Origin of the sequence: Pseudomonas sp. WMBT8, from assembly GCF_050916005.1 — a bacterium.
Classification (GTDB): domain Bacteria; phylum Pseudomonadota; class Gammaproteobacteria; order Pseudomonadales; family Pseudomonadaceae; genus Aquipseudomonas.
In genome coordinates this window covers 4,880,414-4,894,187 of record NZ_CP188096.1, presented here as the reverse complement: position 1 = coordinate 4,894,187, position 13,774 = coordinate 4,880,414, and the positions used below count along the sequence as shown (strand labels likewise).

Genomic DNA, 13,774 nt, shown 5'->3' with positions numbered 1-13,774 from the left:
GCTCTACTGGGGTTCTGCGTTTCGGTGTTTTTCATGCGCGTGTTGCTTTTACTGGCTGCCTTACTGGTCGGCCTGCCGTCTTTTGCGGCGTCTCGATGTGATGTCAATGTCCCGACTGAGCGGGTCGACCTGGACCAGGTGAGCCTGGCGTACCAGAGCATTGGCCGTGCTTCTGACCCAGCGTTGCTGCTGGTGATGGGCTTGGGCGGGCAGTTGATCCATTGGCCGGACGAGGTGGTGGTCGCCTTGTGCCAACAAGGTTTTCGGGTGATCCGCTACGACAACCGCGACGTCGGCCTGTCCACCTGGCGCCAGCCGCCCGCCAGTGCCAACCTGACCTTTGAAGTGTTGCGCTACAAACTCGGCCTGCCGGTGGCCGCGCCCTACACCCTGACCGACATGGCCGACGACGCCCTGGGATTGATGGATGCGTTGCAGGTGCGCCAGTTCCATGTGCTGGGCGCGAGCATGGGTGGGATGATCGCCCAGCACCTGGCGGCCATGGCCCCGCAGCGCGTGGAAAGCCTGACCCTGATCATGACCAGCTCCGGTGCCGAAGGCCTGCCTGCGCCGAATGCCGCGCTGGTACAACTGTTGTCACGGCGCAGTGCGCCCAACCGCGAAGTGGCCCTGGAGCAGCAGGCCGACTTGCTGGCGGCCCTGGGCAGCCCCGAGGTCAAGGATGATCGCCAGGCGTTGTTGCAGCAGGCTGCGCAGTCCTATGACCGGGCGTTCAATCCCGAGGGTGTGAAGCGCCAGATCATGGCGATCCTTGCCGAACCGAGCCGCGTGCCGCTGCTCAACCAACTGCGGGTGCCGACCCTGGTGGTGCATGGCACGGCCGATCCATTGCTGCCGGTGATGCATGGGGTGCACCTGGCGGCGCATATCCAGGGCAGCCAGTTGCGGCTGATCCCGGGTCTGGCCCATCGGTTCCAGGAAGCGTTCAAGGCGCCGTTGCTGGCGGCGGTGTTGCCGTACCTGCAAGCCCACCGCGAAGAGGCGGCGCATTGGGCGCAGGTTGATCCCGCGCCGCCTTCCAAGGTTTTATGAGCGGCGCGTAGGGGTGTATGGTGCGACATTTATGGCGTGTAATGCCTGCGAGGTTGCCTGAATGAGTACTTCCCTGAAAATCGATTTCGTCAGCGACGTGTCCTGCCCCTGGTGCGTCATCGGCCTGCGCGGCCTGACCGAGGCCCTGGACCAGCTGGGCGCCGAAGTGCAGGCCGAGATCCACTTCCAGCCGTTCGAACTGAACCCGAACATGCCTGCCGAAGGGCAGAATATCGTGGAGCACATCAGCGAGAAATACGGCTTCACTGCCGAAGAGTCCCAGGCCAACCGCGCGCGCATCCGCGACCTGGGCACCGCGTTGGGCTTTGCGTTCCGTACCGATGGCCAAAGTCGTATCTACAACACCTTCGACGCCCATCGCCTGCTGCATTGGGCTGGGCTTGAGGGCTTGCAGTACAACCTCAAGCACGCGTTGTTCAAGGCTTACTTCAGCGATGGCCAGGACCCGTCCGACCACGCCACGCTGGCAATCATTGCCCAGAGCGTTGGCCTGGACCTCAAGCGCGCAGCCGAGATTCTGGCTTCGGACGAGTACGCCGCAAAGGTGCGCGAGCAGGAGCAACTGTGGGTATCGCGCGGGGTGAGTTCGGTGCCGACCATCGTGTTCAACGACCAGTACGCGGTCAGCGGCGGACAGCCGGCTGAAGCGTTTGTGGGGGCGATCCGCCAGATCATCAACGAAGCCAAAAGCTAACAAACACCACCGGCCAAAGGTGGGAGCGGGCTTGCCCGCGAAAGCGGTATATCAGCTAAGTATCTCTTAACTGACCCACCGCCTTCGCGAGCAAGCCCGTTTCCACATTGGCTCCTGGCCCATCCCTTGCATTACCCCCCTAAAGCCCAGCCGGCGTGCGGTTGGGCACTGCCAAGGGGTGAAACATTACCTTGAATATTCTCGATCTCGACCACAGCCTCACAGCCCAGGCACCCATCGCCCGGCGTCTGGCCAGTGGTCAGGCCACGCGCCTGGATTTGCTCGACCTGGGCCCGAAACTGCGCCTGTGGTCCACCGAAAAAACCTGGAAACGCTTTGCCCAGCGCCTGGCCCAACGGCCCCGGCCGAGCACGGCGCGGCCGGAAATCTTCTTTGTCGGCTCCGGCGACTACCACCACCTGACCCCGGCCTTTCTCGCCGAAGTGCAACAGCCGATCAGCCTGATCCACTTCGACAACCACCCCGACTGGGTACGCCTGGCCCCGCGCCGGCACTGCGGCTCGTGGGTCAACCAGGCCCTGAAGATGCCGGCGATCAAGCGCATCGTCACCCTCGGCCCGTGCAGCGATGACCTGCACAACCCGCAACTGCGTGGCGGCAATCTTGGCGCCCTGAAGCGCGGGCACCTGCAGTTGTTTCCCTGGCAGCACGCGCCGTCGAAAGTCTGGGGCCGGGTTGGGGATGGCGCCGGCCATGCACAGCAGGAAAACCACCTGCACTGGCGCAATCTCGCTGAACTCGACTGGCCTGCATTCCTTGAGCAAATGATCGCCAGCCTGCCCACCGAGGCGGTATGGATCACCCTCGACAAGGACGTGCTGGCCAGCGAAGACGCGGCCACCAATTGGGACCAGGGCGGCATGCGCCTGACGCACCTGTTGCAAGCCCTGCGTGCGTTGGCGGCGAGCAAGCGGATCATTGGCATCGACGTGTGTGGCGAGTTTGCCCGGCCTGCGTTCAGCAACGCGTTCAAACGCTGGGAAGCCAAGTCCGACCAGCCACCGGCCGAACGCTGGAGCGACGACGACCTGCTGCGTAACGCGACCACCAATGAAGCGTTGATCAACCTGTTCGAGGAGCTGTTTCCGTGACCCTGACCGTGGTGTTGTTGGTGGCCATTTCCATCGTGCTCGATGTGATCGGCCAGTTGTGTTTCAAACTGGGCCTGGACCGCTTGCCGGAGCTTTCCGGCGGGTTTCGCCTGAGTGCCTTCTGGGGCCAGGTGTTCAATGCGCCGTTGCTGTGGGCGGGCATCGGCGCCTATGTCATCGAATTTTTCGTCTGGCTCGAAGCCTTGTCCCGTGCGCCGTTGAGCCTGCTGTTCCCGGCCGCCGCGCTGGCCTATTGCGGGGTGGTGCTGGCGGGCAAAGTGGTGCTGGGCGAAACCGTCAGCCGCCGGCGCTGGTTGGGCACGATGGTGATTACCGCCGGCGTGATGTTGGTGGCTGTAGCAGGAGCACAATCATGAGTGCGCAAGAGATGACTATCCGTCCGGAAGGCTGGCTGCATGGGCGCCTGGGCACGGTCGTGTTATGGGCGCTGTTGATCCTCACCGAAAGCGCCGGGCAGCTGTTTACCAAGGTGGCCGGCGATCAAATAGGGCAGATGGATTTCAGTTGGCAGTGGTTGGCGGCGGTGGCGGTCAACCCGGGGATCCTGGCGGCGATTGCCTGCTATATCGGCGCGTTCTTTGTGTGGATGCTGATCCTGCGACGCAGCAGCCTGTCCCTGGCCTTCCCCTTGAGTTCGCTGGTGTTTGTGGTGGTGTTGCTCGGCTCCTGGCTGGGGTTGGGCGAGCACATCAGCTTGCTGCATTGGGTGGGCGTGGTGGTGATTATTGGCGGGATTGCACTGCTGGCCGAGGGCGAAGAAAACTGAGTTCCCTGTGAAATACGGACTAAATGTGTGAGCGGGCTTGTGTGGGAGCTGGCTTGCCTGCGATGCAGGCGCCTCGGTGTCTCAGTTACAACGCGGTGAGGCTATCGCAGGCAAGCCAGCTCCCACATTTTGATGGGTGTCGCCCTTGAGACAATCAATCGAAGGTATAGCTGATCGCCGTCTGCACCTGTCCCTGGTTGACCTCGCCGGTCTGGCGCACGATGCTGCTGTCGGCCGCCGATCCCAGCAGATGCACCCAACTGGCACTGGTCAGTAACGTCCACTTCGGTGCCAGGGGGATCTGCAAGCTCTGGGTCAGGGTCAGGTTCTGGAACCCGCCGCTGGCGCTGTACGGACGGATCCCGGAGTCTGTCGCCTCATGCTCATCCACCCCGAAAAATGTCTGGGCCTGGCGGCCGTCGGCAAAATGCGCGACCAGGCCCGTGCTGCCAATCACTGCGCCGCCCAGCGGGTAGCCCAACTCCCCACCCAACTTGCCGAGCACGCCGCTCTGCTCGCGGGCACCGCCCACGGCCCGGCCCAGTTGCGCATAGACCCGCCAGAAGTCGGCAGGCGCGTACTGGATAAACCCGCCGACCTCGGCCATGTCCGACACATCCCGCAAGCCCTGTAGCGGCCCGTTGGCCGTGCGTCCCGGCAAGTAATTGAGGTACGGCCCGGCACTCAAGCCATTGCTGTCGAGCGCGCGCCAGGTCAGGCCGTCATCGGTATCGAGGCTGACATCTCCCCAATCCAGGTCGAAGTAGGGCACAGGCACGGTCTGATAACGGCTGGCGGCGGGTTCCCGTGGCTGATAGCTCAAGCCCAGGCCCACCTCGCCGCTGATGCCGGCCGCCGCTGCCGAGTCCATCCACAGCCCCAGGACGCCGGCGAATACCAGCGAAGTCACCCTGAACATATTGCTTGCTCCTCTTGCAAAACATGCGCGCATGAACGCGCAGGCGCGGGGGCTTGTGCAAGCACTCATGTTGTTTGTAGCGACCTACAAAATTTGTAGCTTCGCCGCAGCCTTTATCACCCATCCATGCCCGCGAGCCCCAGCCCTGCTGGGTTTTGCCCACTTGGCACAGTCCCTGCTCTATCCCTGGTAACGGCGCATCAGCGCGCTAGCATCCAAGGTAAACGCAGATGAATGACTGGCATATCGTGTGTGACTTCGATGGGACCATCACACCCACCGATGTCATCGACAATGTTCTCCAACGCTTCGCCGGCCCCGAATGGGAAACCATCGAGCAGCAATGGCTGGATGGCCATATCGGTTCGCGCGAATGCCTGAGCCGCCAACTGGCGCTGATCAAGGCGAGCCCGGCCGAACTGCTGGCGTATTTCGACACCGTCGAGATCGACCCGGACTTCCCGGACTTCGTCGACCATGTCCTGGGCCAGGGCGCGTCCCTTGAGGTGGTCAGCGACGGCATCGAGCAAGGCATCGCGCGGATCCTTTCGCGCAACTACGTGACCTTGCTGCCGATCATCGCCAACCGCCTGCGCCAGGTTGACCAGAACAGCTGGCGCATCGACTTCCCCCATGCCAGCGACGCCTGCCGCGCGGCCTCGGGCAACTGCAAATGCAAGTCCACCCCGCGTAACAAACGGGTGCTGGTGATCGGCGACGGCAAGTCCGATATGTGCGTGTCGACCACCGCCGATTTCGTCTTCGCCAAGGGCAGCCTGGCGCAGTACTGCCAAGCCCACGAGATCCCCCATCTGCGCTTCGACACCTTTGCCGAACTGCCGGCCTTGCTGGCCAAGCTGCCCCAGGGCATCGCCGCCAACGCCACCCATTTCACTTTTGAAAATCAGGAACTCTTTCATCATGTCTGATATCCGTATCGCTACCGCCGAAGACCAGGTTCTGCTGGATAAAGAAGCCAAGTACTGCTCCTACGGCGACACCGTCCACTACATCGACCCTCCGCGTATCTTCAGCCGTTGCGAAGGCTCCTACGTGTGGGACACCGAAGACCAGGCCTACCTCGACCTGCAAATGTGGTACTCGGCGGTCAACTTCGGCTACGCCAACCCGCGCCTGAACAATGCGCTGAAACAGCAGATCGACACCCTGCCGCAAATCGCCAGCCAGTACCTGCACAAGGGTAAGATCGAGCTGTCGGAAATGATCGCGGTGGACGCCAAGAAAAAATTCGGCCTCGATGGCCGGGTGCATTTCAACGTCGGCGGTTCGCAGTCCATCGAGGATTCGCTCAAGGTCGTACGTAACGCCACCAACGGCAAGAGCCTGATGTTCGCCTTCGAGGGCGGCTACCACGGGCGCACCCTTGGCGCGTCGTCCATCACCTCCAGCTACCGCTACCGTCGTCGCTACGGCCACTTCGGCGAACGCGCCAACTTCATCCCGTTCCCGTACCACTTCCGTGGCCCCAAGGGTATGACCAAGGAAGAATACGGCAGCCACTGCGTGCAGCAGTTCGCGCGCCTGTTCGAGACTGAATACAACGGTGTGTGGGACCCGAAAGTCGGCCAGAGCGAGTACGCAGCGTTCTACGTCGAGCCGATCCAGGGCACCGGCGGCTACGTAATCCCGCCGATGAACTTCTACAGCGAACTCAAGCAGGTGCTCGACCAGCACGGCATCCTGATGGTGGTCGATGAAATCCAGATGGGCTTCTGGCGCACCGGCAAGTTGTGGTCGATCGAACACTTCGATGTGCAGCCGGACGTGATCGTGTTCGGTAAAGCCCTGACCAACGGCCTCAACCCCCTGGGCGGCATCTGGGCCAAGGAAGAGTTGATCAACCCGAAAATCTTCCCGCCGGGTTCCACCCACTCCACCTTCGCCTCCAACCCACTGGGTACGGCGGTGGGCCTGGAAATGTTCAAGATGACCAGCGAAGTCGACTACGGCGCGATGGTCATGGCCAAGGGCAAATACTTCCTTGAAGGCCTGCAAGAGTTGCAAAAGCGCTTCCCGATCATCGGCGACGTCGATGGCCTGGGCCTGGCCCTGCGCTGCGAAATCTGCGGCCCCGATGGCTTCACCCCGGACAAGGCGACCCTGGACTACATGGTTGACGAGGGCATGAAAGGCGACATGCTGGTCGACGGCCAGAAACTCGGGTTGATCCTCGATGTGGGCGGCTACTACAAGAACGTGATCACCCTGGCGCCCTCCCTGGAAATCAGCTACCCGGAAATCGACCTGGGCCTGAAGCTGCTGGAGCAACTGCTGACCCGAGCGATGAAGCGGTGAGCCTGGCCGATATCGATCTCGGCGAAGGCAACGCCGGCTTCGTTCTCGGCAACGGTCCGGTCGGGATCCTGTTGATCCACGGCCTGACCGGCACCCCGACCGAGTTGCGTCGGGTCGCTCAGGGCCTGGCCAAGGCGGGCAACTGCACGGTGTACGTGCCCACCCTGGCCGGGCACTGCGGGGGCAACGAAGACCTGCAGGCCACCGGCTGGCGCGACTGGTACGAGGGTGTGCGCAAGACCTTTGTCGGCGTGCAGCAGCGCCATGCGCAGGTGTTCGTCGGTGGCTTGTCCATGGGCGCGGTGATGTCGATGTACCTGGCCTCGGAGTTTGCGGGCCAGGTCGCCGGGTTGCTGATGTACTCCACGACCCTCAAGTACGACGGCTGGAGCATCAACAAATTTGCCTTCATCACGCCGTTGCTGATCCGTATTCCGTTCGGCGTGCGCCTGTTCCGTTTTACCGAGAAGCCGCCCTACGGCATCAAGAACGAACGCTTGCGGGCCATCGTCGAGCGGCAGATGAAAGAGGGCGAGAGCAGCGAGGCCGGGTTGTTGACCATGGAGGGCGTCACCGTACGCGAGCTGCACTGGATGAACGCGGTGGTGAAAAAACGCATGCCGTCGATCAAGACCCCGGCGCTGGTCCTGCACTCCATCGAGGACGACATCACCAGCCGCTGGAACGCCGACTACGTGGAACGCCACCTGGGCGGCCCGGTGACCAAGATCCTGTTGGACAACTGCTACCACATGATCACCGTTGACCTGCAATACCGGCGGGTGATCGAGCTGAGTGCGGACTTTATTGAACAACACACCACCCCTGTGGACGAATATCTCCGGGCTTGACACCGCCCCCTGTGGGAGCGGGCTTGCCCGCGATGGTCGTGAACGATGACGCATATGGCCCGGTTTACGCGGTGTTTTTAGATGAAGGAAACGCTGTGATCAGCACTAAAGCCTATTCAACTATCCAAGCCATCGACCGCAGCGCCTGGAACGACTGCTTTCCCCAGGCCCTGGAAGATTGGGACTACTACGTTGCCGTGGAAAACGCCGCCATCGAGGATTTCCAATGGCGCTACCTGGCCCTTTATGAGGATGGGCAACTGCTGGCCGTTGCCCCGGCGTTCATCACCCATTACCGCCTCGACACCACCGTGTCGGGCATCGCCAAACGCTTTACTCAACGCCTGGAGCGCTGGCGGCCCGGGGTTTTGCGCCTGGGCCTGTATGCGATCGGCTCGCCGGTGGCCGAGCAATGCCATGCCGGTGTCGCCAGCCACGTGCCCGCTTCACGCCGTGGCGCGTTGTTGGCACACCTGCTGGCCGCCGCGCGCCGGGATGCCGATGCCTTTGGCATCGGCTTGCTGGCCGTCAAGGACGCCCCGACCCTGGACCCGGACTGGGCCGACAGCTGCAAGGCTGCCGGCCTGCACAGCATGCCGAGCCTGCCTACGGGGCTGTTGCCGCTGCCCTACGGTTCGGTGGATGCCTACCTGGGCTCCCTGGGCAAATCCACGCGCAAGGACTTGCGGCGCAAGATGCGCGCGCCGGGGCCGCAGGTGGAGTGGCGGGACAATATCGATGATGTGCTGCCGGATATCATGCGCCTCTACGAGGCCACGCTGGCCCGCGCTGACCTGCAATTCGAACGCCTGCCCGCCGGGTATTTCAGCCAGGTGCTCGCCCAGCTTGAACAACGGGCGCGCTGTGTACTTTACTGGGTGGACGGGCAACTGGTGGCGTTCAACCTGGTGCTGCTGGACCAGCACCGGCTGATCGACAAGTTCTTTGCCCACGACCTGGCCCACAGCCGTGAACATAACCTGTACTTTCGCAGTTGGCTGACCAACGTCGACTACTGCATCGCGCACAATATTGCGTTGTATGAGTGCGGGCAGGCCGGGTATGCCAGTAAGCTACGCCTGGGCTGCGAGTTCGCGGGTAATGCGCTGTTCTTCCAGCATCGCAACCGCCTGCTCGACACCCTGCTCAAGCTGGTAAGAATGTTTATTCGCCCGGACCGATCCGACCCTGCCATGGCTGCTGCAATAAGCGAAACCCGATGATTGCCAAAACCCGCCAGAAAGCCCGCCCGTTTGCCATTTCCCGCTGGAGCCTGCAGCGCAAGCTGGTGTTGGCGTTCTGGCTGGTGACGGTGATCCCGACGATGATCGCCGCGGAGCTGGCAGCCACCACCCTGTCGCAGATTTTCGACAGTAACGTGCGCATCTGGCTGCAGGAATCGACCCGCATCGTCAAGGATGAAGTCAGCGACATCCTGCACGACAACGCCCGTGTCGCGCAGATCTTCCTGCGGTATGTGCGTCCGCCCTCCAGCCATGAAGCGATGCGTCATGACCGTTTGATCGCGGACATTGCCAGCGCCACTGATATTGACGTGGTGACGCTGATTCGCAGCAGTGACAGCAAGGTGATGTTCAGCACCGTGGGCGATGATGTGGTGAAACAAATCAGCCTCGCCCCCAATGCCGTACTGCAAACCGTGCAGGTCGGCGGCGTGGCCACCGGGGCCGTGATTTCGTCGTTCGAGACCAGCCAGGATGGCGTCGACTATGAACTGCTGGTCGGCACCTACCTGGACAGCAGCTTCCTGACCAGTGTCGCCGAGGTGCATTCCCTGGACTTGCGCCTGTACCTGGCCAATACCGATGGTTTCTCGGAGATCTTCTCTACCCAGCGTTTTGAAGACCACCCGACCCGCGTGCCGAAATCCGTGGAAACCCTGCTGCGCAGCACCAAGCAGCCCAGCGAACAGTTCACCAGCAACTACAGCGGCCTGTACTGGCCGATCTTCAATGACACCGGCGAGTTGCAGGGTGTGATCTTCAGTGGCCTGCTGCGCCACACCAGCCTGGTGGGGCTGGTGAACCAGAGCAATCTGTTCGTGCTGATCTTCCTGCTCAGCTCTGCCTTGTCCCTGGGCGCCGGGGTGCTGGTTTCCCGGCACCTGACGCGGCCGCTGCGCGAGTTGTCCCAGGGCGTGAGCGCGGTGATCAGCGGCAACTACCAGCACCGCGTGGCCGTCACCGGCGGTGACGAGCTGGCGCAACTGAGCAGCACTTTCAACCACATGACCGAACGCCTGGGTGAGTTGCATCACCTCGAAGCGCAACTGCGGCGCCGCGATCGCCTGCATGCCCTGGGCGAAGTGGCGATGGGCCTGGCCCATGAAATCCGCAACCCCCTGGGCATCATCAAGACGGCGACCCAACTGCTGCACCGCCGCGCCGATCTACCGGAGACCGACAAGCGCCACCTGGAATACGTGATCAGCGAAGTCAGCCGGATCAATGACCTGATCACCGACTTCCTCGACTTTGCCAAGCCCAGCGAACCGCTGCGCAGCCAGCAACTGGCGCGGCCGCTGGCGCAAGAAATCCTCGGTTTCTGCGCGCCGGAACTGGCCAGTCATGCCATCGACGCGCGCCTCGACGACCAGGCGCCCGGCGCGACCCTGTATGTGGACGCCAAGCAAATCAAGCAGGCGTGCCTGAACCTGATCCTCAATGCCGTCGATGCGATGCCCGAGGGTGGGCGCCTGACGTTGGGCATCAGCCGCGTCGAACACTTCACGGTGATCAGCATCAGCGACAGTGGCCCGGGCGTCGCGCCGGAAATGATCGAGCGGATCTTTACCCCCTTCGTCACCACCAAGGCCTCGGGCACCGGCCTGGGCCTGGCGAAAGTCTACTCAATCATGGAAAGTCACGATGGCCGCATCGAGTGCACCAGCGAGAAGGATGCGGGTGCTACCTTCAGCCTGTACATACCGGCCAACGGTGAAGATGACGGCGACGACGAGGACAGTCATGACGCATAACATATTGGTGGTCGACGACGAGCCCAAGCTCTGCGACTTGCTGGCGTCGGCCCTGAGCCAGAACGAGATCCAGGTGTTTATCGCCGGCAACGGCCTGCATGCCCTCAAGGTGCTGGAGCAGGAAGACATCGACCTGGTGATCAGCGACTGGCGCATGCCCGGCATGGACGGCCCGCAACTGCTGGCCGAGATCAAGGTGCGCTACCCGCAGTTGCCGGTGATCGTGATGACGGCCTACAGCACGGTGAAAAATGCCGTGCAGTCGATGCGCAATGGTGCCTACGACTACATTGCCAAGCCCTTCGATATCGACGAGCTGGACATCACCGTGGCCAAGGCCTTGCAGTTTCGCGACATCATGCGCGACAACGCACGGCTGCGCGCCGAGCTTGATGAGCACGCCCAGTTCGACAGCCTGGTGGGTGACAGCCCGGCGTTTCGCCGGGTGTTACAGGCGGTGGATTCGGTGCGCGAGAGCAATGCCACCATCTTGCTGACCGGCGAAAGCGGCACCGGCAAGGAAATGGTCGCCCGCGCCATTCACAAGCATGGCAACCGTGCAGACAAACCCTTTGTGGCGGTCAATTGCGCGGCGATCCCCGAAGGCTTGCTGGAAAGCGAAATGTTCGGTCATCGCAAAGGCGCGTTTACCGGCGCCGTGGCTGACCGGGTAGGGCGCTTCATGCAGGCGGACAAGGGCACGCTGTTTCTCGACGAAGTAGGCGATATGCCCTTGGCGTTGCAGGCCAAGATCCTGCGCGCCTTGCAGGAGCGGGTGATCGAGCCGGTGGGTGACCCGCGTGAACGCAAGGTGGATGTGCGGGTGATCGCCGCCACCAACAAGAACCTTCTGGATGCGGTGGCGAACAAGGAGTTTCGCGAGGATCTCTACTACCGTCTCAACGTCTTCCCGATCCCGCTGCCCGCCCTGCGCGAGCGTGTCGAAGACATCGCCCCCCTGGCCCGGCACTTTGCCCGCAGCCTGAGCGCCACCGCCGGCAAACGCATCACCGGCTTCAGCGCAGATGCCTTGCAGGCCATGGCCGCCTACAACTGGCCGGGCAATATCCGTGAGCTGCAAAACTGCGTGGAGCGCGCGACTATTGTGGCGGCCAGCCCGGTGATCGAGGACATTGACCTGCCGGCCTATCTGTTTGCGTCCCAGCCGACGGCGGGTGATGTGACGACGATTCTCAGCGAAGGCCCGGGCGTGCCTCGGGACCTGGATGCGGCGCTGGCAGAAGTGGAGAAGGCGTACATCCTGGCGGCGTTGCAGGAGAGCAATGGGGTGCAGGCGGCTGCGGCGTCAAGGATCGGGATCTCCGAGCGCAGCTTCTGGTACCGCTTGAAAAAGCTCGGCATCCAGATTGACAAGATCGTGCGCTGAGCCCTGGGAGTCACACAGCTCCCACGAGGGATCGGGGAAGCACACTGAGCAAATGTAGGAGCTGTCGAGCTTTAGCGAGGCGGCGATGCAGGCAACTAGGTTTTGCAGGTGTACCGAGTTGATCCTATCGCAGCCCCGGCGAGGCGGCGATGCAGGCAGCTCGGTTTTGTAGGTATACGGAGTTGATCCCATCGCAGCCTCGCCGGGGCTCGACAGCTCCTACAAGGGATCGGGGAAGCACACTGAGCAAATGTAGGAGCTGTCGAGCTTTAGCGAGGCGGCGATGCGGGCAGCTCGGTTTTGTAGGTATACCGAGTTGATCCCATCGCCGCCTCGCCGGGGCTCGACAGCTCCTACAAGGGATTGGGGAGGCACACGGAGCAAGTGTGGGAGCTGTCGAGCTTTAGCGAGGCGGCGATGCAGGCAACTGGGTTTTATGGGTGTACCGAGTCGATCCCATCGCAGCCTCGCCGGGGCTCGACAGCTCCTACAAGGGATTGGGGATACACACTGAGCAAATGTGGGAGCTGTCGAGCTTTAGCGAGGCTGCGATGCGGGCAACTGGGTTTTGCGGGTATACCGAGTCGATCCCATCGCCGCCTCGCCGGGGCTCGACAGCTCCTACAAGGGATTGGGGAGGCACACGGAGCAAGTGTGGGAGCTGTCGAGCTTTAGCGAGGCGGCGATGCGGGCAACTGGGTTTTGCAGGTGTACCGAGTCGATCCTATCGCAGCCTCCCCGGGGCTCGACAGCTCCTACAAGGGATTGGGGAGGCACACGGAGCAAGTGTGGGAGCTGTCGAGCTTTAGCGAGGTGGCGATGCAGGCAGCTCGGTTTTGTAGGTATACCGAGTCGATCCCATCGCCGCCTCGCCGGGGCTCGACAGCTCCTACAAGGGATTGGGGAAGGACACGGAGCAAATGTAGGAGCTGTCGAGCTTTAGCGAGGTGGCGATGCAGGCAGCTCGGTTTTGCAGGTGTACCGAGTCGATCCTATCGCAGCCTCGCCGGGGCTCGACAGCTCCTACAAGGGATCGGGGAAGGACACGGAGCAAATGTGGGAGCTGTCGAGCTTTAGCGAGGCTGCGATGCAGGCAGCTCGGTTTTGCAGGTGTACCGAGTTGATCCTATCGCAGCCTCGCCGGGGCTCGACAGCTCCTACAAGGGATTGGGGAAGGACACTGAGCAAGTGTGGGAGCTGTCGAGCTTTAGCGAGGCTGCGATGCAGGCAGCTCGGTTTTATGGGGGTGTCGAGTTGGTCCAGTTCCCACAGGGGAGCGGTGGAGTGTCAGGCGTGGATTCGAATCCACACACTCACCAGCACCGTCGCCGCCATCAACCACGCCACTGCGGCCACCGCCAGTGAGGCCTCCAGGCGCATGCGATCGACCATCACGTACAGCGTCGCCAGGTACACAAAGTACGGAATGATCGACCACATGCCGAACACGATGGTGGTCTTCAGATCGTCTACCGACCGGCCCTTGCCGACGATGTAGTGGGCGATCAGGGCAAAGGTCGGAAACAGCGGCACCAGGCCGGCGATGTAATAGTTCTTGGTTTTGGCCAGCACCGCCAGGAGCAATACCACCGCCGCACCGAGGGCGGCCTTGAAGACTAAATCCACGCAGTTCTCC

13 protein-coding genes are annotated in these 13,774 nt (G+C 62.3%); 11 read left to right on the top strand and 2 right to left on the bottom strand.

Annotation, left to right across the window (positions count from 1 at the left end; translation table 11 throughout):
* Positions 1 to 33 precede the first annotated feature (33 nt).
* From ACO77H_RS22295 to ACO77H_RS22275, 5 genes are all read left to right on the top strand, one after another.
* A complete protein-coding gene (locus ACO77H_RS22295; protein ID WP_432754570.1) occupies positions 34 to 1,053 on the top strand; it encodes an alpha/beta fold hydrolase in 1,020 nt (339 codons plus the stop codon).
* Positions 1,054 to 1,114: 61 nt separating this feature from the next.
* Positions 1,115 to 1,768, top strand: a complete 654-nt coding sequence (locus ACO77H_RS22290) for a DsbA family oxidoreductase (protein WP_169954468.1) — start codon at positions 1,115 to 1,117, stop codon at positions 1,766 to 1,768.
* 191 nt (positions 1,769 to 1,959) lie between these two features.
* On the top strand, positions 1,960 to 2,880 hold the full coding sequence (locus ACO77H_RS22285) for an arginase (RefSeq protein WP_432754569.1): 921 nt from the start codon (positions 1,960 to 1,962) through the stop codon (positions 2,878 to 2,880).
* Positions 2,877 to 3,257, top strand: coding sequence for a transporter (locus tag ACO77H_RS22280; RefSeq protein ID WP_169954466.1), 381 nt, complete (start codon positions 2,877 to 2,879; stop codon positions 3,255 to 3,257). The genes ACO77H_RS22285 and ACO77H_RS22280 overlap by 4 nt, the downstream gene beginning before the upstream one ends.
* Positions 3,258 to 3,268: 11 nt before the next feature.
* Complete coding sequence (locus ACO77H_RS22275; RefSeq protein ID WP_170041958.1) at positions 3,269 to 3,667, top strand: EamA family transporter; 399 nt, start codon at positions 3,269 to 3,271, stop codon at positions 3,665 to 3,667.
* A gap of 154 nt (positions 3,668 to 3,821) precedes the next feature.
* On the opposite strand, the gene ACO77H_RS22270 is transcribed toward ACO77H_RS22275, so the two are convergent.
* A complete protein-coding gene (locus ACO77H_RS22270; RefSeq protein WP_432754568.1) occupies positions 3,822 to 4,586 on the bottom strand; it encodes a MipA/OmpV family protein in 765 nt (254 codons plus the stop codon).
* Between the two features lie 230 nt (positions 4,587 to 4,816).
* On the opposite strand from ACO77H_RS22270, the gene ACO77H_RS22265 reads away from it, so the two are divergent.
* The 6 genes from ACO77H_RS22265 to ACO77H_RS22240 all read left to right on the top strand — a co-directional run bounded on the left by ACO77H_RS22265 (position 4,817) and on the right by ACO77H_RS22240 (position 12,138).
* Entirely contained in the window at positions 4,817 to 5,515 is a 699-nt protein-coding gene (locus ACO77H_RS22265) for an MtnX-like HAD-IB family phosphatase (RefSeq protein WP_170041824.1), read from the top strand.
* On the top strand, positions 5,508 to 6,902 hold the full coding sequence (locus ACO77H_RS22260; RefSeq protein ID WP_057438348.1) for an aspartate aminotransferase family protein: 1,395 nt from the start codon (positions 5,508 to 5,510) through the stop codon (positions 6,900 to 6,902). The genes ACO77H_RS22265 and ACO77H_RS22260 overlap by 8 nt, the downstream gene beginning before the upstream one ends.
* Complete coding sequence (locus ACO77H_RS22255; protein WP_170041825.1) at positions 6,899 to 7,753, top strand: alpha/beta fold hydrolase; 855 nt, start codon at positions 6,899 to 6,901, stop codon at positions 7,751 to 7,753. Before ACO77H_RS22260 ends, ACO77H_RS22255 begins: the two co-directional genes overlap by 4 nt.
* Before the next feature lie 95 nt (positions 7,754 to 7,848).
* A complete protein-coding gene (locus tag ACO77H_RS22250; RefSeq protein ID WP_170056800.1) occupies positions 7,849 to 8,976 on the top strand; it encodes a GNAT family N-acetyltransferase in 1,128 nt (375 codons plus the stop codon).
* Complete coding sequence (locus tag ACO77H_RS22245) at positions 8,973 to 10,751, top strand: ATP-binding protein (RefSeq protein ID WP_432754567.1); 1,779 nt, start codon at positions 8,973 to 8,975, stop codon at positions 10,749 to 10,751. The genes ACO77H_RS22250 and ACO77H_RS22245 overlap by 4 nt, the downstream gene beginning before the upstream one ends.
* A complete protein-coding gene (locus ACO77H_RS22240) occupies positions 10,741 to 12,138 on the top strand; it encodes a sigma-54-dependent transcriptional regulator (protein WP_432754566.1) in 1,398 nt (465 codons plus the stop codon). Before ACO77H_RS22245 ends, ACO77H_RS22240 begins: the two co-directional genes overlap by 11 nt.
* Positions 12,139 to 13,425: 1,287 nt before the next feature.
* Here the strand turns inward: ACO77H_RS22240 and ACO77H_RS22235 are convergent.
* Positions 13,426 to 13,764: a GlpM family protein gene (locus tag ACO77H_RS22235; RefSeq protein ID WP_057438356.1), complete on the bottom strand. Its 339-nt coding sequence runs from the start codon at positions 13,762 to 13,764 to the stop codon at positions 13,426 to 13,428.
* Between the last annotated feature and the right edge of the window lie 10 nt (positions 13,765 to 13,774).